Source organism: Sphingobium sp. TomTYG73, from assembly GCF_055394245.1.
Window position 1 is genome coordinate 435,352 of sequence record NZ_AP027339.1, and the last position, 19,973, is coordinate 455,324.

The following is a 19,973-nucleotide window of genomic DNA, read 5'->3' on the forward strand; positions in this document are numbered from 1 at the left end:
ATGGTGCAATCGTCAGGAGCGCCCTGTCAGCCCGCATCCACACGCAGGCGGGACAGCCGGATTTCAGCGATGCGCCATGCGCCGTCAATACGGACATAACGTTCGTGATAGTGGCCATAGCCGTGCAACCATTTGAACGGCAGTTCCGAGCCTTCCTGCACCCAAAGCTTGTCTTCCATCGCCCAGATGCCTGTAGCGCTGTCAGGGGTCTCGATTATGATCTCGGGCATATGGCCGTGATGGACGGTTTGGATATGCTGCAATATGGGTGCGAGCTTAGACACATAGGCGGCGGCGCCATGCGTCAGCAGACTTTCATCCCGATGGTTGGTCGAATCCCGAAAATCTGCGATCAGATCGGGTGCGAAAGTTGCCTCCAGCCCCGCCCAATCCTTATTGTCCATGGTCCGGAAATAGCGCGCCTTGAGCGCGTGAATCTCAAAAATAGCGGCGATCTTCTCTGCATCTGTCATGGTGGGTATGCCTTTTGTCAGGACTGGAATTACCATGTCACCTTGTTAGCCGTCTCGATGGCGGCGTCCACGTCTGCGGTGAGCAGGACACCCCGCTTTTCCGCATCGCGCGCCGACTTCGCGAAACGCTGATGATAGACTTCGGGCGTGCCGTAGAGTTGTTTCAGCCGCTCGGTCGTGAAGGGGAAGGTGCGTCCAGAACCGCCGAAACAATCGCCGCGCCAGTCATAACGCGCAACCGGAACATCGACCCAAGGTGTGCGCAGGCCCCCCTTCACGTTGCCGTTGGCGTCGAAAAAGTCTGCCGGTTCGAGCGCGAATGTCTTTGGTCCCGTAAAGGCGGGTAGCTGCGCGAAGCTTGGGGCGGCCTTGCCGGTCCTGATCCATTTGTCGATCGCGACGATTGCAGCGCCGGACACATATTGCACCGGCAGGTTGTTGGCGAAGTCGGGCGGACAAGTGGCGGTTGCCATGCCGAAATCCCGTTGACTGGCCGCGGCGACGCGAATGGCATAAGGGCCGGTCGTATGGGTACTGCCTGCAGGTGCCCAGAAACGCAGCATCTTGCCCTCCGGTCGCGCCCCCCGCTCGGCAGATGCTGTAGTGGTATTGAGAACGATGACCGGCACCGCAACGTCGGTCCTCACGACCGGCGGCGGCGTCGCGACGCCCGAGAGCTTCAGATGCGCACCCGTGTGCAGGTCCTGGAGAAAGAAGCCATCGAACACTTTGGCGGTGGGCTGGACGGCATTTATGTAGATCGCCAACCGTTCGCCCGCGACGGTGTTCCCGGCGGCCATGATCCGCTGCACCTTCAGCCCCGCGAACGGGTCTGCGCCCCCCTCAAATGTCTGCGTCTTGAGGGCCCGTGCGACCTGCGTCAGTATGTCGTAGGACATGTCGGTCGACGGCACCGACAGGGTGCCGTAACGCGCCGCGTCCCACCGTGCGAGCGTCGTCACCATCGGGAAGGTCCGACCCGCATAGGTAATCGAAGTCGGCTGATTGGCGTCGTCAATCCCCTCATGATGCATGGAGATGCCGACCCAGCCGAAGCCGCTGCGAAGAAGGGTTTCCGCATTCCACCGGTAATTGGTGTCGCGTTCGGTGCCGAAATATTCCTGCATATATTCGACGACGATGGTGCCATTGAACTTGGCGGCGGGCGGCCTGCGCACCAGAATGCGGGTCTTGTAGGATAGATCGTCCCCCGGGGTGACCTGCCAGCGGCCGTTATCGCTCAGCACAGGCGTGGTTGGCTTGAAAGGATGCGCCATGCCCGACACGAAATACTCCGCCTCGGTATAGCCATAAGGTGCCAGATCGACGATCGACTGGGCATAAGGGAAGCCCTTCGTCCCGCCTGTCACCGGCCCCTCAATCGTCACTTGCCGGGCAGCTTGCGCCGGATCGGTCTGTTGCGTGGGCGCGGACATGGCGCTCGAGCCATAGGCTATGGCAGTCACGGAAATGGTAGCGGCAAGCCACGCTGTCTTGAATGTCATATGCTTCTCTCCCTCGTCATTTCTTCTCTGGCAATGCAAAGGCCACGATGCTGTTGCGTCCTTCGGCCATCATGGAACCCGATGTCATCTTGGCGATGGCGGGATCGTAGGATGCCGCAGCAAGCGCGATGAATTGCCGTCCATGCGCTCGATAGATGGCCGGAACACCGCCGGGCACGGAGGGCAAAGGCCCCTGCCACAGGAGCCTGCCGTCCTTCATGTCCCAGGCACGCAGCTTCCGGTCCTGCGTCCCGGCAAACAACAGGCCACCACCAGTCGCCGCCAGCGTCCCACGCGGGAACAGGGTTCCCGAATTGGGCAATCCGGGCAGTTCGCCAAAGGGTACCTGCCACAGCTTGCGGCCAGTGTTCATGTCGTAGGCCGTCATGGTCGACCAAGGCGCGGCGTTTGCCGGCAGCATCTGCTTGCTGAACAGAAAATTATAGCCGGTCTTGAGCTTGATCGGTCCACTTTTGGCGAGGGCACCGGGCGTAGCTGCGCCATCAGGTCCGGCTGCCGGAGCAGACGCGGTCGCACGATCCACATCCAGCTTGGCGAAGCCCAGAAATGCGAGCAAATCCTTCATATCCTGCGGCTTCAGAATGAAGCTGGGCATCGTTGCTCGCCCCCGGCTGATGACGTTCCGAACCGCAGCGGCTGGCAGGCGGGAAGCGATGCCCTTCAGTGCAGGGATGGCGGGTGGCTGGCCTGCACGGTCATCCTTGTGGCAGGCGGCACAATTTTGTGCGTAGACGGCCGCCCCAGGGTTGTCCGCCTCCGCGCCGGTGAAGAAAGAGCGCGGCTTATCCGATGGCGGCTCCATGCGCAGAATGGCCGGCACCTCGATGGAGACGACGAAGAACCGACCTGTACGCGGATCGACCGCGCCGTTACCCCAGTTGGTGCCGCCAGAGCTGCCCGGCATCTGCAACGTGCCCTGCACACTGGGTGGGGTGAATATGCCCTCGTTACGCAGTCCTGCGATCGTGCCTTTGATCCGCTGCCGTTCGGACGGATCGAGATAGGCTGCAAGATCGACGGTGGTCATCCGCTGGCGGGCGAACGGCTCCGGCGCCGTCGGAAAAGGCTGTGTGGGGGACGCCTGCTCACCCGGAATGTCGCTTTTGGGAACAGGCCGTTCCTCGATCGGGAAAACAGGACGGCCCGTGCGTCGTTCGAAGGTGAAGATATAGCCTGTCTTCGTGGCGATTGCGACGGCATCCACTCGCTTACCGTTGCGGTTGAGCGTCAGCAGCTTTGGAGCTTGGGGAAGGTCATAGTCCCACAGATCATGGTGCACAGTCTGGAAATGCCAAAGCCGTCGCCCCGTCCGCACATCGAGCGCCACGAGCGAATTGGCGTAGAGATTGTCCCCGCCGCGGTTGACCCCGTAAAAATTGTAATCGGCCGAGGCGAGCGGCACGAACAAGATGCCGTTGGCCATATCCAGTGTCATCTCGCTCCAGTTGTTGACGCCACCGACCTCTTTCCATGCCTGCTTGGGCCAAGATTCATACCCCGGCTCACCGGGATGCGGAATGGTATGGAACGTCCATCTAAGCTTGCCAGTCCGGACATCGAACGCCCGGATATGTCCTGGAGGACCATTCCATTCGTCCCCGCCAGTGGTTCCCACGATGATAAGATCGTTGAATATTCGGCCCGGAGATTGCGATTCAATGCGCTTGATCGCTGCCGGATCGCGATCGAGCCCCTGCTTGAGATCGATCGATCCCTTCTCGCCAAAGTCTTCCACCGGCTTGCCGGTCACTGCATCGATTGCGAACATGCGATCGTTGCAGTTGTAGAAGATCCGCCGACCACGTCCGTCCGTCCAGCTACTCAGCCCCCGCATCCGTACGCCCGGCGCTTCGACGCGCCAGATTTCCTTCCCGCTGCTGGGGTCAAGCGCCAAAAGGCCGCCACTCCATGGCACGTACAACCGGCCGTCGACTATAAGGGGGTTTCCATTCGACTGGCCATTGCCGGGCAAGGGATAGGTCCATGCCACTTTCAGGCTGGAAACATTGCCCACGGTGATATCGGCAAGAGGGGAATATTGCGCAGAGTCAGGGCCCCCAAGATAATCGGACCACTCCCCTGCGCTGACCTCCGCAGGCGACATATGACATCCGCCAAGCAGCAGCCCTGAGGTAGCGAAGCTTATGAGATAATTGTTGCGCCACGCCGAATATCTCACTGCGCCCCTCCTGAAAATCATATCGCCGGCTTTTGCCGCTGTATTGAACGCCCGTCCCTGATCAAAAAATGCCCGCCAACGGCCACTTAAAGGACAGTTTTGCATGATAAAATGATTAGTATTCTCTATTTTATAAATTGCAAGCGTTGTGTTGCGCGAGACGGCATGGCATTGATTTATGCGGCGGTCGCAAAAAGCATGTACGCGACTACATGCCTGAGCAAACGGCCGAAGTAGGCGGCAGATAGGAGTTGATAATTGGTCGCATTGCCCATCGTAGCTCGACCGACCGGTAAGCGGGGAAGGCCGTCTCGCGACGGAGAACGCGCGATAACCGTCTCGATCCTCGACGCGGCACTCCAGCTGTTTCTTGAGTTTGGGTACGGGGCGACATCCATGAAGCGGATCGGCGAGGTCGCGGGCGTCGCGCCCAATACGCTATATGCTCGCTATCCCGACAAGGCAGATCTTTTCAGGGCGATCATCGAATGGAAGGCTGCTCTCTGGAAGGTCACCAATCCGCCGCGCTTCGCCCCTCCAGGATCAACCCTATATGATGTGCTGAAGGTCGCCATAATCGCAATGTTGGAAGCGATGGATCGCGATGACATCAGCGCTATTGGCCTTCTTCTTGCTATGGAGGCAGGGCGCTTTCCCGAACTCGCGCTTATTTATCATGAGGTCGTCACAACGGCAGGCCATTATGGTTTGCCGGAATCCATTCAGTCCTGTGGCGATTGCGATCTCTCTGAACAGGAGGCGGGTGACATTGCGCGGACGGTTATCGAATGCATAGTGGGTCACACCAAGCTTCAGGCCTTTGACGGGACGAATGTCGAGCCTCATCGAAAGGCCGCAGAGCGGATAGCGAGTATTTTTACGAGACGGTGGGGCCAGCCTCGCGACAGGTGACTCCGTCTATCCAGTTCCGCTTCTGCACGCCCTGCCGGATTCTCTTTCCAACATCAGGCCAGGTTTCGCGAGGCTGAAGATCGAGGGCAGCAAAGTTAACGTCACATTCGTAATATGGTTAAAGGATCTGGGCCTCATCTCTTCGTGGCGGCGAGGTAGCTTCTTCGATGACGACATTTGCATGAATATGTTCGGTAAGTGAACTCGATCGTATGTTTTCGCCGCTGCTTCGGTCAAATAAATGAACGAACAACAGGTGCCGGGCTGAAATCCTTGTCGGCTGGACGGGCCATATTGACGCGCAGCGAACTGTCCACCTCTTAGAAGGCGAGCGGCAGGTTTCAGTATTGAATCTGTCCTTCAGAAACTCTCTACCGGATGACGTAAGTTGGTCGGCAGGAGAAATGCCAATTAGGGTGGACATCTCTGCGGATTGGCCGCCAGCGCTCACCTTGCCACGGCTACCGATCCGAGCTCGGCCCGATCACCTTGGCCGTAAAGCAAGTTCTTAGGACTTGAAAATTCCGACGTTTTGTCGTATATGGAACAGGCAACAAATCTCAAGGATGAACTATGGAAGCTTGTGACCCGTCAGGTCTCGAGGCCGAGGCGCTGCGCTCCGCGATCGAGGGCCTCGAACTCAATCAGAGCAGTTTCGCAGGTTTGTTGTCCGAATTGGGCGACAAGCGTGAGTTGAAGACCATCCTGCGCAGCATCCAGCGGATGGCAAGTGCCGATGCGCGGGTCTCGGGTGAGATGCATGTCATCCTGACCCTGCTCCAGCGCGATGAGTCGCGTGCGCGCCGCATCGCTCAGGCGACACAATGGACCGAACGCGACAATGGGGGCCTGACCGCGGAAATTCAGGGTGTACTACTGACGCTTCACCCTCAGTCTCGTGGCCGCTGGTCAATCCATGCGCGCCATGTGGCCGAGGGGCCGGACGGCTACAGCCCTTCCATTCCCCATTGGCGCAGCAGCTTGGAAGCAGCAAAAATCCGCGCCGTCCTGGCGGTGGACGAGACGCTCGATCATATTGAGAGGATCAAGGCAGAGCGGGGCGAAGTCGCGTGACGATGGACGGCAGCGTTGGTCAGGTCGTTGCCATCATGGCACGGGCTCCGACCAATGACGCCACATTGCGATCCTTGTCCGTATCATCATATTTTAGCTGCCGGAGCAGATAGGTGTAAGCTTAGGCCGCAACCGCGCGCCGGCCCGATGCAACATTGAACGCCTAGGCCCTGCACGCGCCAATAAACTCGGCATGGGGTAGTCGACGATAGGCATGGAGATCGTGCCACAGCCGGGAAGCGTCCGCGCTCGGCCTGCCTGCTGCGCTAGCGATGGATCTGATCCCGTATGCGGCCGCCGCCGCGCTCTGCAAATATGCGGCCCGATCAGCCCCATACGTGCGCAGACTCGGCGTCGTAGAACTCGACCTCCAGCGGCCACTTGTCGTGGCGCAGGCCCTTTAGCCAGTTCGCGCGCGCGATGATGTCCTGGTTCCACGGTTCCAACTGATCGCCATAGAGGCCGACATACAGCTTCTTGAACCTGCCGCGTCCAATGCGGGTGAGTATGTGATCGTCGTTCGACGCCAGCGAATGACCGAAGATGAACCAGCAATGCGTTCCCTTGGTCACATTGGCGGTGAACTGCTTCAGTCCCTGATAGAGATAGGCGTTGTGCCGGATCTTGGCCTTCTTTTGGGCGCTGGTGCCCTCGGCCACGAACAACGGGAACTTGTTTCCGGCCAGCGCAGTGCGGGCTTGGTCGATCAGGGGCACACCCCTGCGCACCCATGTGTACTTGAGCAGATCCTTGCCGGAATCGAACAGGTGCAGCGCGCCGTGGAGGAACATGACGCTGGCGCTGTGCGCGTTCGTCTCGCCCTGCCATACGACATATTCAGCATCAGGCTCGTCTTCGTCGTTCCCGAAGCCGTCGTTCTTTGCGAGATCGGCGGTGTTTCCGAAGAACGGATCGTCGTGCATCAGCGTCCAGTACAGCAGCAGGTCGTAGTTCAGAGTGAAGACGCAGCCTGCCCTGTCGCCCGACAGGAAGTGGGAGAGGAAACGGCGGCAGGCGTCGAACTTGTCGTCGGGGATCTCGGACGGAACATGCGGGTGGTTGCCGGCGATCGTCTGGACCAAAATCTCCTTCAGCATGGCCGCGTGGTCGAGCATCTTCTGCGGGGCCGCTCCGCCGTCCGCCACGTAGGCCGGCAGGATGGTCGCCGCGCTCTCCAGCGTGCGGATCACCGCCTCGAAGTCCTTGGTACCCAAGGCCCCGAACACCTGCTCTAGTTCGGGAGCCGCAGAGAAGTCGGCCTGATCATATAGTGACCCGTAGTGGAAGATGTCGGCCCGACAGGCGATGCTAAAGCCATTGCCCAGCAGCAGGTGTCGCTTGCTGAACTGCTTGCTGTCCCCGATCGCCTCGTCGAACGTCATCAAGTAGCCTCACTCTCGGAGCCGCAAGTTCCACGACCCCGACCCTCCTCTCGTCTCAATAGTTACAGTGGTCTAACGCGGTTACGACCCGCAATCGAGCCTGTTTTCCTGGTGGTAACGCCAGCTGATATGCGCGGCTCACAGCTGAGCTCGAGAGGCTATCGGGCCATTCTCGCCAGCATGGACGTCAAACCTCTGGGCGACGATACACCATTTGACAGAGCGCACCTCAGAGTGACGCGTCAAAGACTGCTTCCTACTCGATCCCATCCTGTTGTCCTCTCCGGAACGAAGGGCGGGTTTCAGAAAGCTTCGATCGCGTATCGAACGCCTGTTATTTGGGCGCGTTGCTGCGAGGCGGCGCCGCGTTCGTCGACTGGCAAGTCCTGTCCGAAACTGCCGTTCAAACCTTAAGCGGGGGACGACCGGCTCTGTGAAGGGTTTCGGGCGCTTGCGTAGTGTGGTCGACAGCCGACTCCGAACGAGCGTCAGCTATTCCCGCGACTTGGCTGCGGACCGGACAGTCGCCTGCCGACTAGGAGAAGCCGGTCGCTTGGCGAGCGGCGCCTGGTCATGGTCGTCCCTGAAGGGGGCGGCATCGGCTCAATTCTCCGGCCGATCTGCGGTAGTTTGACCGCGATCAGTATTGTGGCGGCAATAGCGTTTGACCGTAGAGGGTGAAATGCCAAATTGCCTCGCTGTTCCATTGATGCTCGCCTTGTTTTCTGTCCGCCATTTACGGACGACGACGGCATCCTGAACTGGCAGGCGGCCGAGGCTGGGTTTGCCGCGGTGTGTAGAGCCAGTCTCCGCGAGCGAGATTTTGGCTGCAGCCCTGCCGGCATTGCATCGGTCCAGAATTCGCGCCCGCTCCATCGCAGCCACCTGCGCCAAGACAGCGACTATCAGTTGGCCTACAGTTCCCTGGACCGGACCGAGGCCATGGATATCGACAGTCACGCCCTTGTCGATGAGCGCGCGCACATTGGCCTGCACGTCGATCGCGTCACGCCCGAGTCTGTCCACCGCGTACACGTGCAGTGTGTCGCCCTCACGGACGTACCGAAGCATTTCGGCAAAACCGGGACGATCTTGCGCCATGATGGCACCGCTCACCGCTACGTCTATAAACTCCCGATCGAAAGTACCATGCATTGCGGTGCGCTGTGCTTCGACCGACTGATCGGCAGTCGATACGCGAAAATATGCAATTCGGCTCAATTCTTTTTCCTCCAGGGTCAATTCCTACCCTGAACTTCTTGAGCTTAGTCCTTTGTCATTTTCGGTATCTTTCGGCCCGCAGCTTGCCGTATTTCATTACCGGGCGAAAACTTGGAAGTTTTGGACCGCAGACGTTTCTGGTTCAACTTGTTGACCTGTATTTGGATGAATTCCGCGTCGTGAATGGCGCCCGCTGAGCCCTAAGTTGGTATTCGGATCAGAGCGGAGTAGCGGGCGGCAATGCCATAATGTCGGTCAGGTCGGACCACGCACATAGGCTCCATCAGAGCATCGTCCTGCAGCCATCGAGGTTGCATCGCTCCGATACCCTGTTGTCGGTCCTGTCGTTTGATTCCAGAAAAACGCCAGTTACCGCCAACAAGGCTATCGTTAGCAGCCCATAGCAGCCCAAAGGCATTGCAATCACTCACTTCAGAACTTCAGCAGATTTGCAATATAAATTAGACAAACCGTGTATAAAATCAGCTGTAGCGATTTGCTGGGTTTTTCAGCACCTTAAGGGAATCATTAATGCCCCCTCGCTACTGCGCGCGGCGGAGGTGATTGATGAAAAAGGAAAAATTCCCGGGAACATGGACCGCTAATGCTGTCGCAGGCTCATTTAAAGCCGGCGCCGCTGCGACCATGCCGCATTTCATGGAATATGCTATAGAGGGCCTTCTTCCTAAAACCGGAGCATCCATATGGTTCGGTCCGGGATCGACCGGGAAAACCCAGTTGCTTCTCTGGATGGCGGCGCACATAGCTGCACGGCAGGACAGCGGGCCATCGCATTGGCTGGACGCAAAAATCCACAAGCGCGGTCAAATTCTCGTTTTATCTGCCGAGGATCTGCGCGAACACATCTTCCTTCGTCTTAGCGGTATCGCCAAGGCACTGAAGGCTGAGTATCCGAACATCGATTGTGAGGAGCTCTGTAACAGGATCCATGTGATCCCCTTCCTGAGCCTCGACGAGGACGAATTCACCGCGCCAAACCCCAGTCTATTCAAGGGTCGCAGAAGCAGGCTTCATGCTTCTCCGACCCTGGAAGGCATCGAAGAATTCATTCAAAAATGGAATGACTCTGTCGGAGATGATGATCGCATCGTCGGCGTCATTATGGATTCTGCTGTTTCGATGGCCGGTTTCGAACTCGCCAACAGCGAGGCGACGACGGACTTCCTGTTCCGCGTGAATCGGACCTCGCACCGCCAAGGTGTTTTTTGGGCGATCGTGGGGCACACACCTAAGGGTGCGGCGATCAAGGATGGCGATCCGCTCGATGGCGCCGTGGACCGACTTCGGGGCTCGGCCATGTGGTCGACCACTCCTCGAACGGCAGTGGAGCTTCGGCTCGCAGGCGACACCGAAGATCTCTCCGAAGTTCACCGAGCATATCCAGAGTTGCGGCGCCGCGACATTGTCATCGCGAACGTCGTAAAGGCGAATTCCAAAAGCGCTGACTTCAAGCCGAGGGTACTGCGGCGGCTGGCGGAGGGAGCTTTCGAAGACCTGACTACAAAAGTTCCGGGGGTCTGTGCTGCTTGGGATCCGACGGCCCCCGTTGCTACGGTGGCGGAACATGGAGACCAACTGGACGCCGTTGTGGAACTCATCCGCAATATCACCGATGGGGGCAAGACCGGCGAGACCTTCACTCGCGAACAAATCGAAGCCGAGTTCCGAGAGAAATCTTCCTCAATTCCCGCACTGGCGAGCATGATTGGCGACGCGTCTAAAAAAAAGCGCACAACACGCGGGACTCTCGCACACGCCATTGGCTCGCTCACCAAAACTCAAGCGCTCAAGGTCCAACGAACCGGAAAAATCTCCGTTATAAATCTTCCGTCGTTGGCGTTGGCTGCCTGAAGTGACCCGATCGGACTTCGACCGCCGAGGTGATCAACACCTCCCGCTATGCCGATCGGTGGAGAGCGCCTCCACACGCCAAAAAGAGGGATGAGGAATAATTCCTGGGGTGTCGTGAAGACACTCCAGGGAGGAAAATTTGAGTTATCACGACAAGTTATTAAGCAGGAAGGGGCGCATCAAAGCCGCTTCGCCCAGTCAGTCCAAGCAGGCAACCCTGGATGACCTCAAGCGAGCCGCTGCCGCCGGCGCTGTAGCATCCGAAGCCGCAGATCTTCTTCCAGGCATCAGAGTTGAAGCGCTCGGCAGGATTGGATCGGAGCAGGCCCAAACATATGGTGACGATACCGCCTTGCCGGTCGGCGCACCGCCGTTCTCCGTGCGCTCGCTTGCGGCCCGATGGGGGTGCTCCGATGGTGCTGTGCGCAACCTCATCCGAAATGGGACGCTGAGCCATTTCCGTATCGGCGACCTCATCCGCATCCCCGCAGAAGAAGTTGCGAGGTTCGAATGTCGCAGCTGACACCATACACGGTCCAAAGATTTCGGGGCGGATACGCTATCATCTGGTATGAAGGCGAGAAGCGTCATCGCCGCCAATTATCTTCTGCCGATCGCCCAACCGCTGAGGCGGAGGCTCGACAGCTGTGGGAGCAGGCGAATGACACGCCATGGACGACCGGGCGGATCATCGAGGGCTACATCGCGGATTTGGCACTGAGCGAGCCACCCTCGCTGCAGCGTCGCAAAGATGCATGGAAGGCGATGAGACCGTTTTGGGAAAACGTCGATCCGTCGTTGATAGATCGCCAAATGTGCCAGGATTATCGGGATGAACGACCGGTCGCCGACGCTACGGCAAGGTATGAACTCCTGATGCTGTCGACGGCACTAAACTGGGCTGACGCAAAGGGCTACATCGCAAGGAAGCCTAAGATCTGGCTGCCGGGGAAGGACGAATACCAGATCCGCTATCTTGAGCGTGACCAGTTCGAGAGGTTCTTCGCAGCTGTCAAAGCTCCCCATGCCCGTCTATATGTGCTTCTTGGCCTTTACACCATGGCCAGGCCGAGTGCGATCCTTGAGCTCGAGTGGCGTCAGGTTGACTTTGAACGACGTCAGATTCAGCTCAATCCACCCGGTCGGAAGCAGACTTCGAAGAAACGCCCTGTCGTCACGATGAACGCCGATCTCTACGACGCCTTAGTACCGGCCTACGCTGCTCGGCAGGGGACGGCGATCATCGAACGGGGCGCTCAGCCGATACAGAGCATCAAGAAAGCGTTCCAGGCCGCCAGCGAGCGCAGCGGGGTGAAAGCGACGCCATACACGCTCCGGCACACAGGGGCAGTCTGGGCTGCGGAAGCAGGAGTCTCAATGGCTGAGCTGGCTCAGTTCATGGGACACGACGACGACCGGACGACACAGAAGCACTATGCCCGGTTCTCGCCTGGCTTCCTCGCGCATGTTGGAGAAAAGGTTGCTCAGCGCCGAAAAAACGAGTGAAGGTTCAAACAGAACCTTCAGGCCCTGTCTTCCCCAGCAGCTGATAATCCTTGAAACCCAAGGAATTCCACGCTTTATTGTTGAGGAAAATGGTCGGGGAGAGAGGATTCGAACCTCCGGCCCCTGCCTCCCGAAGACAGTGCTCTACCAGGCTGAGCTACTCCCCGACCGATAGCGGCATTGCTTGCAACGCCGCTGGGCAGGCGGGGTCTATAGAGGGGGCTTTTCGGGCTGGCAAGCGGCTGGGGGTGCTTTTTTTGACATGGTCATAATAGGCCTGCCGCGCGAAAGCTGAACTGGTTCGCGGTGCCCCGGATTATATGATCGGCAAGCTTGACCTCCATGGGCCGGAAGCGGCGAGCAATGGTTCGTGACAGGCGAATGTCGCTCCAACATGGATAGGGGGAGCATTGGTCGGGGCGATGCTGTTCGATTGCCAGCCAGTGGCTACCGCGCAGCAACAGTTCCTGCACGATACAACGCCAATCTTCATTGCTATCCACGCGGTGCACGGGGCGCCAATCATCGTCGAGGACCAGGAATTGCATGCTTGCGGTTATAGTCATTACGACAGGATGCGGCCGGGCCGATCAGTGATCACTGCCAACTGTCTCCACTGTGGAGGGGAAGGCGGGTAGAATGATCCGAAGCGAAAGCAAGATTGGCTAGCGGCTGTTCGCTCGGCTAAAGCGGGGGCGGCGAGTTTGGAATCGTCGCAGCAGGAAAGAACCCCCGTTGACCAGTACCGTCACTCCGGCCGAAGCGCATTACGAACAGCAATATCTGGACCTGATGCGCCGTATCTGGACGGAGGGGGACGAGCGGATCGACCGGACGGGAGTGGGCACGCGATCTCTGCTGGGCGCGAGCATGCGTTTTTCGCTGGCTGATGATGCGGTGCCGTTGCTGACGACCAAGCGCGTTTACTGGAAAGTGGCCGCGCGGGAGATGCTGTGGTTCCTGACGGGCGACACCAATATCCGTGAGCTTGTGCGTCAAGGGGTGCATATCTGGACGGACTGGCCGCTGGATGCCTATCGCAAGGCTACAGGCGAGGACATTAGCCGGGACGATTTTGAAGCGCGGATTATCGAGGATGCGGCCTTTGCGGGACGGTGGGGCGATCTGGGGCCGGTCTATGGGGCGCAGTGGGTGAACTGGCCGCGCTATGAAGCGGTTGGTGACGGGCTCTTCCGGCGAGCGGAGAAGGGGCATAACCAGATTGCTGAACTGGTCGAGGGGATCAGGAACAACCCGGGATCGCGGCGCTTGCTTTTTACGGGGTGGAATGTTGCGGAAGTGGCGCAGATGGCTCTGCCGCCTTGTCATATGACCTATCAGTTCCAGGTGTCGAATGGGCGGCTGAATGGATTGCTGTTCCAGCGCAGTTGTGACCTTGGCCTTGGATTTGCGTTCAACATCTTCGGGCTGTCGATGATCACGCGGATGTTGGCGCAGCAATGTGATCTGGAGCCGGGGGAAGTCGTCTGGCACGGTGGTGACGTGCATCTTTACCTCAATCATGCCGAACTGGTTGAGGAGCAGATCAGCCGTATGCCGGAAGGCGCCCCGAAGCTGAAGATAAAGAGGCGGCCGGAGAGCATTTTCGATTATCGGATCGAGGATTTCGAAGTGGTGGATTATGCGCCGCAGAGTCACATTGCAGCGCCGGTGGCGGTTTGAATTCAAGAAGGAAATAGCGGGAAAACGGAACTCTTGCTTTCCGCAAGCGTTGTAATATAATAATTGCTACAAGCAATAATATTGCAAATGCGAGTAGGAGGCAGGATGGGCGACCGGAACGGTTCGGGCGCTGGAAAGGCCGGGACTCAGGGCGGCAAGAATGCCGGAGAGCAGCTTTCGGCGGGCGGCCGAAACCTGCCACCGTTGCGGTTGCATGTGCCGGAACCTCAATTTCGGCCAGGCGATGAAGCAGATTTCAGTCATTTCGACATTCCCTCCGCCGGAACCTCGCGCAGGCCCGATGAGGCCGCGGACGCGGGTACGATGCGGGAAATGGCCTATGACCTTGTCCGCGTGCTGGATGAGGAAGGGCGCGCGGTGGGGCCGTGGGACCCGAAGCTGCCACCCGAGATGCTGCTCCGCATGCTGCGCGGTATGGCGCTGACCCGCGCTTTCGATGGGCGCATGTTCCGCGCGCAGCGGCAGGGCAAGACCAGTTTTTACATGAAGTCGACTGGAGAGGAGGCGGTGTCGATCGGCGCGGCGGCGGCGCTGGCGAGCGATGACATGTGCTTCCCCAGCTATCGCCAGCAGGGGATATTGATCGCGCGCGGCTGGCCGCTGGTCGACATGATGAACCAGATTTATTCGAACAAGGGCGACCGGCTGAAAGGGCGGCAGCTGCCGATCATGTATTCAGCGCGGGAAGCGGGGTTCTTCTCGATATCCGGCAACCTTGCCACCCAATATCCGCAGGCGGTGGGCTGGGCCATGGCGAGCGCGGCGCGCGGTGACACGCGGATCGCGGCGACATGGTGCGGGGAAGGATCGACGGCGGAGGGGGATTTTCATTCCGCCTGCACCTTTGCCAGCGTGTATCGTGCGCCGGTCATATTGAATGTCGTCAACAACCAGTGGGCGATCAGCAGCTTTTCCGGTTTTGCGGGGGCGGAGGCGACGACCTTTGCTGCGCGGGCGATCGGCTATGGCATTGCGGGCCTGCGGATCGACGGCAATGACGCGCTGGCGGTCTATGCCGCGACGCGTTGGGCAGCGGACCGGGCGCGGGCCAATCATGGGCCGACGCTGATCGAGCATTTCACCTATCGCACCGAGGGGCACAGCACGTCCGATGATCCGAGCGCATATCGGTCGGCCGACGAAGGGAGCCACTGGCCGCTGGGCGACCCGATCGCGCGGCTGAAGCAGCATTGCATCGCGATCGGCATCTGGGACGAGGAACGGCAGGCGGCGATGGACAAGGAACTGGCCGAGCAGGTGCGTGAGGCTGCGAAGGAAGCGGAGAAGAACGGGATTTTGGGGCATGGGCTCCATCAGCCGATGGAGAGCATGTTTGAAGACGTGTTCGAGGAGATGCCCTGGCATTTGCGGGAGCAGCAGCGGCAGATGCTGGATGAAGCGAAGGCGGCTGGGTTGTGAGGGGGGTATGGTCCTTTTTCCTCGCCCCTTTAGGGGTCGGCCAGAGGCACGTAACTCTGGCCGAGATAACGGAGCTTGCTGGCTTGCCAGCTAGCGGAGGTTGGAGAGGGGGATGCGTCGCTCTCCCCCTCTCCCAGCTTCGACTAGGCGGCAGAGCCGCCAAGTCTGCGCATCCCTCTCCCCTGAAGGGGCGAGGGGAATGACTGACACCCGCCAGATGAGCATGATCCAGGCGATCAACAGCGCCTTGGACGTGATGATGGAGCGTGATCCCGATGTCGTCGTCATGGGGGAGGATGTCGGCTATTTTGGCGGCGTTTTCCGGGCGACGGCGGGGTTGCAGAAGAAATTTGGCAAGAATCGGGTGTTCGACACGCCGATCACTGAGACCGGGATCATCGGCGTCGCAGTGGGGATGGGGGCCTATGGGTTGCGGCCGGTGCCGGAAATCCAGTTCGCCGACTATATCTACCCCGCGCTCGACCAGTTGGTGAGCGAGGCGGCGCGGCTGCGTTATCGGTCGGCGGGGGAGTTTATCGCCCCGATGACGGTGCGGTCGCCCTTTGGCGGGGGGATTTTCGGGGGGCAGACGCATAGTCAGTCGCCCGAAGGCATCTTTACCCATGTGTCGGGGATCAAGACTGTCATCCCGTCGACCCCCTATGACGCCAAGGGGCTGCTGATCGCCGCGATCGAGGATAATGATCCGGTGATCTTCTTTGAGCCTAAGCGCATCTATAATGGGCCGTTCGATGGCCATTATGACCGGCCTGCGAAAAGCTGGGCCGGGCACCCCGGCGCGATGGTGCCGGAGGGCTATTATCGGGTGCCGCTGGGGCAGGCGCGCACGGTGCGGGCAGGCGAGGCGCTGACCATCCTCTGCTATGGTACGATGGAGCATGTGATCGAAAGCACCGTCACGGAGATGGGCGTGGACGCGGAGATCATCGATCTGCGTACGCTGGTGCCGCTGGATATCGAGGCGATCGAACAGTCGGTGAAGAAGACCGGCCGCTGCCTCATCGTGCATGAGGCGACGCGGACCAGCGGCTTTGGCGCGGAGTTGAGCGCACTGGTGCAGGAGCGGTGCTTCTATCATCTGGAGGCGCCGATCGAACGAGTGACGGGTTTCGACACGCCCTATCCGCATAGTTTGGAATGGGCCTATTTTCCTGGGCCGGTGCGGATCAGGGAAGCGATCAACAAGATCATGAGGGATTGAGCGATGCCCCTGTTCACGTTCAGGCTACCCGACATTGGCGAAGGCATTTCCGAGGCGGAGATTGTTGGCTGGCATGTGAAGGTCGGCGACCGGGTGGAGGAAGACCAGCCTATCGCCGACATGATGACTGACAAGGCTACGGTCGAGATGGAGAGCCCCGTCGCGGGGGTGGTGACGCGGTTGGCCGGGGAGGCGGGTGAGCAGGTCGCGATCGGGGCCATGCTGGTGGAGATTGAGGTTGAGGGGGAGGGGGAGGTCGCTTCCGGGGCGGAGGCTCCCATGCCTTCGGAAGAGGTGATTGAAGCCGAGACACCGGGAGGACGTGAGGTAGCGGGTTCGTCGGTGAACGGGATTGTTTCGTCGGTTGAGCGGGTTGAAGCTGCGGGGGAAGGATCCTCTTCGCAGGATAAAGCTGAAAAGCCCCTCCCCTTCAGGGGAGGGGTTGGGGTGGGGGATCAGAGGGATTTGCCCAGTTCGCAGGGCAGCCCCCTCTCCCCAACCCTCTCCCCTGAAGGGGAGAGGGAGCAGGGCGGTCCATGCCTCCCAACGGTCCCGGAAGGGGAGAGGGAGAAGGTGCTCGCCTCGCCCGCCGTCCGTGCTCGCGCCAAGGAACTCGGGATAGACCTGTCCCAAGTGAAGCCTACCGGCGATCATATCCGCCACTCGGACCTCGACGCTTTCCTCCTTTACGGCGCGGGGCAGGGCTATCGGCCTGCCGGGCAGCGCGCGCGGCGGGGGGATGAGGTGGTGAAGGTCATCGGCCTGCGCCGTCGCATCGCGGAGAATATGGCTGCGTCGAAGCGGCATATTCCGCACTTTTCCTATGTCGAGGAAATCGACGTCACCGAGCTGGAGCGGATGCGCGCGCAGTTGAATGACGAGCGTGGGGATCGGCCGAAGCTGACCATGCTACCGTTGTTGATCGTGGCGATTTGCCGGGCGCTGCCGGACTTTCCGATGCTGAACGCCCGCTATGATGACGAAGCGGGTGTCGTGACGCGTTTTGGCGCGGTGCATATGGGGATCGCGACGCAGACGGACGCGGGATTGATGGTGCCGGTGATCCGGGACGCGCAGGATCGGAATATCTGGCAATTGGCGAGCGAGATCGGGCGGCTGGCAGAGGCCGCGCGGTCCGGCAAGGCGAAGGCAGAGGAGCTTTCCGGATCGACTCTGACGCTGACGTCGTTGGGTGCGCTGGGCGGGGTAGCGACGACGCCGGTGATCAATCGGCCGGAGGTGGCGATTATTGGCCCAAATCGGGTGATCGAGCGGCCGGTGTTTCGTGGGCGGGAGGTTGTGGCGGCGAAGCTGATGAACCTGTCGATCAGTTGCGATCATCGGGTGGTAGATGGATGGGATGCGGCGAATTTCGTGCAGGCGGTGAAGCGGTTGCTGGAGACGCCGGTTTTGTTGTTTGCGGAGTGAGTGAATATATGCCCCTCCCTTTCAAGGGAGGGGTTGGGGTGGGTGCGAGCGAAGCGAGCCAGCAACCGATCGAAAAGGCAGAACGCCGCTGGCGCGGCGACCCACCCCCGTCCCCTCCCTTGAAAGGGAGGGGCTTTTTTTGGTTCACCGCATCGTCGCCCTATAACTCAGCCGCGCCGTCTCGCCCGGCGACAGGCGGGTGGGGCTGATCCAGCGGATATGGGTGATATCGGCGGGAACGGCCCTGCGAACGCCGCCTAGTGGAGTCGGTAGCCAAAGCTCGTCTAGGCGGCCCCAGCGTTGGCCGCCGTCCACCGATACTTGCATCGATGGATCGGGCGCCGTGAGGAGGGTGCCACGGGGAACGGCGTTGGTGAGGGCTATGCCCTGAACTGGTCCGCGCCCTTCGTTTCGACAGTTGACGACGAAGAGCAGCTGGTCGCCGGGCGCCGCGCGCGTGGCGCTGGCGAGGGTGCGGCGGGCGCGGCCGTTGATGTCGGTATGGACGCGCTCCACAAACATCTGGGTTTCCATGCGCAGGTCCGTACGGGCCAGTGATGTGGCGGGCAGCATCGCCCATCCAGCCATGCCCAGCAGCGCCAGTTTACGCATCATCCGTTCAAAGCCCCGATCCCCGTTTCGCTATTGCTTAGGACAGGGGAGCGAAAATTTGGTTAATGGGCCTTAGTCATGTCAGGGCCGATGAATGAAATTGACGGGCTGTGGCGGGCCGGTACACATTGTCGACATGCGGGCAGGATCGATCATTCAGTGACACCTCATGAACAGCTGGAAATCAACCGGCGGCGGGATCGGCTGCTGGCGTCCATCGCGCTGACGACGGGCGTTGGGCTGCTCCTTGCCTTGCCCTTTGCCTTGCGCGAGGGGGCGGAGTTTTTCCTGCCACTGACGGCGGCGATCGTGATCGCCATTGCGCTGGTGCCGTTCCTGGAGTGGATGGAGCGGCGGGGTGTGCCTTCAGCCGTGGCGGCGCTGGCGGCGGTGATTGCGTTTCTGGTGGTGGCGAATACGGCGCTGGTGCTGATCGTGGTGCCGGCGACCGACTGGTTCAGGCTGCTGCCGCAGCGGTTGCCCAAGATTCAGGACAATCTGGCGCCGCTGATCGACTTTTATTCCCAGTTGCAGCATTTCGTGGACGAGACGGTGCAGATGTTGGCGACGGGGCCTGTTGCTGCGGCCCAGACGGCGGCGGTGGATGCGCCGCGATCGCTGTTGCAGTTTGCCGCGACCTCCGCGCCTTCCGCGATCATCCAGATGGTGTTCGCGCTGCTCATCATCTATTTTTTCCTCGCCGGTTGGACGCGGCTGCGGCGGCGGACGATCAACAGCCGGGGCAGCTTCGACGGCGCGATGGCGGTGGCGCGGGTGATCCAGAATGTGGTCGATGCGACATCCGCCTATGTGCTGACGATCGCGACGATCAACCTGTGCCTTGGGCTGGCGGTCGCGTTTGCGCTGTGGCTGATCGGCATGCCGTCGCCGCTGATGTGGGGCGGGATCGTGGCGCTGCTGAATTTCGTGCCCTATTTCGGGCCGATGCTGGCTGCGGCCTTGTTGGCGCTGGGCGGCCTCATGGTGTTTGACGATGTGTGGCGGGCGCTGGCGCCTGCGGTCACGCAGATCGGCTTTCACCTGGTGGAGGCGAATGTGATCACGCCGATGGTGCTGGGGCGGCGGTTGACGATGAACCCGCTGCTGATTCTGGTGTCACTGACCTTTTGGGGATGGGTGTGGGGTACGCCGGGCGCGCTGCTGGGCGTGCCTTTGCTGATCATCATCCAGACCGTGGTGGCGGCTGCTGGGACCCCGGATATCGCGGGTTTCCTGTTTGAGCGGGGGACGCTGACGGTGGCGCTGCGCGAAGAAAATGACGAGAAAGAAGAAAGTGGCGAAAGAGCCGGTTGACAGGTCCGGCGGTCCCGCATAGATGCCCGCCCACACCGAACGCGGGTGTAGCTCAGTTGGTTAGAGCGCCGGCCTGTCACGCCGGAGGTCGCGGGTTCGAGCCCCGTCACTCGCGCCACTCTTTTGGAA

17 protein-coding genes and 2 tRNA genes are annotated in these 19,973 nt (G+C 60.1%); 11 read left to right on the forward strand and 8 right to left on the reverse strand.

Features of this window, described 5'->3' with window-relative positions:
• Nucleotides 1–26: 26 nt before the first annotated feature.
• The 3 genes from ACZ5TH_RS02345 to ACZ5TH_RS02355 are packed head-to-tail and all read right to left on the reverse strand — an operon-like array spanning nt 27 to nt 4,013.
• On the reverse strand, nt 27–473 hold the full coding sequence (locus ACZ5TH_RS02345; RefSeq protein ID WP_404958494.1) for a nuclear transport factor 2 family protein: 447 nt from the start codon (nt 471–473) through the stop codon (nt 27–29).
• A gap of 29 nt (nt 474–502) precedes the next feature.
• Nucleotides 503–1,978 (reverse strand): alpha/beta hydrolase domain-containing protein, encoded by a 1,476-nt coding sequence (locus ACZ5TH_RS02350; RefSeq protein ID WP_464794470.1) that lies wholly within the window; start codon nt 1,976–1,978, stop codon nt 503–505.
• A 16-nt stretch (nt 1,979–1,994) separates the two neighbouring features.
• On the reverse strand, nt 1,995–4,013 hold the full coding sequence (locus tag ACZ5TH_RS02355; RefSeq protein WP_464794471.1) for an outer membrane protein assembly factor BamB family protein: 2,019 nt from the start codon (nt 4,011–4,013) through the stop codon (nt 1,995–1,997).
• A gap of 561 nt (nt 4,014–4,574) precedes the next feature.
• Between ACZ5TH_RS02355 and ACZ5TH_RS02360 the strand changes: the two genes are divergently transcribed.
• The gene (locus ACZ5TH_RS02360; protein ID WP_464794472.1) at nt 4,575–5,090 is read left to right on the forward strand and encodes a TetR/AcrR family transcriptional regulator; all 516 of its coding nucleotides are present in this window, start codon (nt 4,575–4,577) and stop codon (nt 5,088–5,090) included.
• A 573-nt stretch (nt 5,091–5,663) separates the two neighbouring features.
• Entirely contained in the window at nt 5,664–6,164 is a 501-nt protein-coding gene (locus ACZ5TH_RS02365; RefSeq protein ID WP_464794473.1) for a hypothetical protein, read from the forward strand.
• 326 nt (nt 6,165–6,490) lie between these two features.
• On the opposite strand, the gene ACZ5TH_RS02370 is transcribed toward ACZ5TH_RS02365, so the two are convergent.
• Together ACZ5TH_RS02370 and ACZ5TH_RS02375 are read right to left on the reverse strand one after the other, a co-directional pair.
• Nucleotides 6,491–7,546, reverse strand: coding sequence for a DUF4917 family protein (locus ACZ5TH_RS02370; protein WP_464794474.1), 1,056 nt, complete (start codon nt 7,544–7,546; stop codon nt 6,491–6,493).
• 603 nt (nt 7,547–8,149) lie between these two features.
• A complete protein-coding gene (locus ACZ5TH_RS02375) occupies nt 8,150–8,788 on the reverse strand; it encodes a recombinase family protein (protein ID WP_464794475.1) in 639 nt (212 codons plus the stop codon).
• A gap of 546 nt (nt 8,789–9,334) precedes the next feature.
• Here ACZ5TH_RS02375 and ACZ5TH_RS02380 point away from each other — a divergent pair.
• From ACZ5TH_RS02380 to ACZ5TH_RS02390, 3 genes are all read left to right on the forward strand, one after another.
• Nucleotides 9,335–10,639 carry an AAA family ATPase gene (locus ACZ5TH_RS02380; RefSeq protein WP_464794476.1) on the forward strand — a complete coding sequence of 435 codons (1,305 nt, stop codon included), beginning with the start codon at nt 9,335–9,337 and terminating at the stop codon, nt 10,637–10,639.
• 139 nt (nt 10,640–10,778) lie between these two features.
• Nucleotides 10,779–11,162 (forward strand): helix-turn-helix domain-containing protein, encoded by a 384-nt coding sequence (locus ACZ5TH_RS02385; protein ID WP_464794477.1) that lies wholly within the window; start codon nt 10,779–10,781, stop codon nt 11,160–11,162.
• Entirely contained in the window at nt 11,150–12,145 is a 996-nt protein-coding gene (locus ACZ5TH_RS02390; RefSeq protein WP_464794478.1) for a tyrosine-type recombinase/integrase, read from the forward strand. The genes ACZ5TH_RS02385 and ACZ5TH_RS02390 overlap by 13 nt, the downstream gene beginning before the upstream one ends.
• A 90-nt stretch (nt 12,146–12,235) precedes the next feature.
• Here ACZ5TH_RS02390 and ACZ5TH_RS02395 read toward each other — a convergent pair.
• Both ACZ5TH_RS02395 and ACZ5TH_RS02400 read right to left on the reverse strand, forming a co-directional pair.
• Nucleotides 12,236–12,312 (reverse strand) — tRNA-Pro (locus ACZ5TH_RS02395).
• A 99-nt stretch (nt 12,313–12,411) separates the two neighbouring features.
• Nucleotides 12,412–12,693: a JAB domain-containing protein gene (locus ACZ5TH_RS02400; RefSeq protein WP_464794479.1), complete on the reverse strand. Its 282-nt coding sequence runs from the start codon at nt 12,691–12,693 to the stop codon at nt 12,412–12,414.
• A 244-nt stretch (nt 12,694–12,937) separates the two neighbouring features.
• On the opposite strand from ACZ5TH_RS02400, the gene thyA reads away from it, so the two are divergent.
• The 4 genes from thyA (at nt 12,938) to ACZ5TH_RS02420 (ending at nt 17,918) form a co-directional block, all read left to right on the forward strand.
• Complete coding sequence (thyA, locus tag ACZ5TH_RS02405; RefSeq protein WP_464795037.1) at nt 12,938–13,828, forward strand: thymidylate synthase; 891 nt, start codon at nt 12,938–12,940, stop codon at nt 13,826–13,828.
• Between the two features lie 105 nt (nt 13,829–13,933).
• The gene (locus ACZ5TH_RS02410) at nt 13,934–15,268 is read left to right on the forward strand and encodes a thiamine pyrophosphate-dependent enzyme (RefSeq protein ID WP_464794480.1); all 1,335 of its coding nucleotides are present in this window, start codon (nt 13,934–13,936) and stop codon (nt 15,266–15,268) included.
• 217 nt (nt 15,269–15,485) lie between these two features.
• A complete protein-coding gene (locus tag ACZ5TH_RS02415; protein ID WP_449474599.1) occupies nt 15,486–16,490 on the forward strand; it encodes an alpha-ketoacid dehydrogenase subunit beta in 1,005 nt (334 codons plus the stop codon).
• Between the two features lie 3 nt (nt 16,491–16,493).
• Nucleotides 16,494–17,918, forward strand: a complete 1,425-nt coding sequence (locus tag ACZ5TH_RS02420; protein WP_464794481.1) for a dihydrolipoamide acetyltransferase family protein — start codon at nt 16,494–16,496, stop codon at nt 17,916–17,918.
• A gap of 144 nt (nt 17,919–18,062) precedes the next feature.
• On the opposite strand, the gene ACZ5TH_RS02425 is transcribed toward ACZ5TH_RS02420, so the two are convergent.
• A complete protein-coding gene (locus ACZ5TH_RS02425) occupies nt 18,063–18,530 on the reverse strand; it encodes a hypothetical protein (RefSeq protein ID WP_464795038.1) in 468 nt (155 codons plus the stop codon).
• Nucleotides 18,531–18,689: 159 nt separating this feature from the next.
• On the opposite strand from ACZ5TH_RS02425, the gene ACZ5TH_RS02430 reads away from it, so the two are divergent.
• Nucleotides 18,690–19,844, forward strand: coding sequence for an AI-2E family transporter (locus ACZ5TH_RS02430; protein ID WP_449471531.1), 1,155 nt, complete (start codon nt 18,690–18,692; stop codon nt 19,842–19,844).
• A 41-nt stretch (nt 19,845–19,885) separates the two neighbouring features.
• Nucleotides 19,886–19,962, forward strand: a tRNA-Asp gene (locus tag ACZ5TH_RS02435).
• Nucleotides 19,963–19,973 lie beyond the last annotated feature (11 nt).

Excerpts from the sequence above, each read along its gene's own strand:
- ACZ5TH_RS02345 (WP_404958494.1), bottom strand. The coding sequence starts at position 473 with ATGACAGATGCAGAGAAGATCGCCGCTATTTTTGAGATTCACGCGCTC.
- ACZ5TH_RS02350 (WP_464794470.1), bottom strand. The coding sequence starts at position 1,978 with ATGACATTCAAGACAGCGTGGCTTGCCGCTACCATTTCCGTGACTGCC.
- ACZ5TH_RS02360 (WP_464794472.1), top strand. The coding sequence starts at position 4,575 with ATGAAGCGGATCGGCGAGGTCGCGGGCGTCGCGCCCAATACGCTATAT.
- ACZ5TH_RS02365 (WP_464794473.1), top strand. The coding sequence starts at position 5,664 with ATGGAAGCTTGTGACCCGTCAGGTCTCGAGGCCGAGGCGCTGCGCTCC.
- ACZ5TH_RS02370 (WP_464794474.1), bottom strand. The coding sequence starts at position 7,546 with ATGACGTTCGACGAGGCGATCGGGGACAGCAAGCAGTTCAGCAAGCGA.
- ACZ5TH_RS02380 (WP_464794476.1), top strand. The coding sequence starts at position 9,335 with ATGAAAAAGGAAAAATTCCCGGGAACATGGACCGCTAATGCTGTCGCA.
- ACZ5TH_RS02390 (WP_464794478.1), top strand. The coding sequence starts at position 11,150 with ATGTCGCAGCTGACACCATACACGGTCCAAAGATTTCGGGGCGGATAC.
- ACZ5TH_RS02400 (WP_464794479.1), bottom strand. The coding sequence starts at position 12,693 with ATGCAATTCCTGGTCCTCGACGATGATTGGCGCCCCGTGCACCGCGTG.
- thyA (WP_464795037.1), top strand. The coding sequence starts at position 12,938 with ATGCGCCGTATCTGGACGGAGGGGGACGAGCGGATCGACCGGACGGGA.
- ACZ5TH_RS02410 (WP_464794480.1), top strand. The coding sequence starts at position 13,934 with ATGGGCGACCGGAACGGTTCGGGCGCTGGAAAGGCCGGGACTCAGGGC.
- ACZ5TH_RS02415 (WP_449474599.1), top strand. The coding sequence starts at position 15,486 with ATGAGCATGATCCAGGCGATCAACAGCGCCTTGGACGTGATGATGGAG.
- ACZ5TH_RS02420 (WP_464794481.1), top strand. The coding sequence starts at position 16,494 with ATGCCCCTGTTCACGTTCAGGCTACCCGACATTGGCGAAGGCATTTCC.
- ACZ5TH_RS02425 (WP_464795038.1), bottom strand. The coding sequence starts at position 18,530 with ATGCGTAAACTGGCGCTGCTGGGCATGGCTGGATGGGCGATGCTGCCC.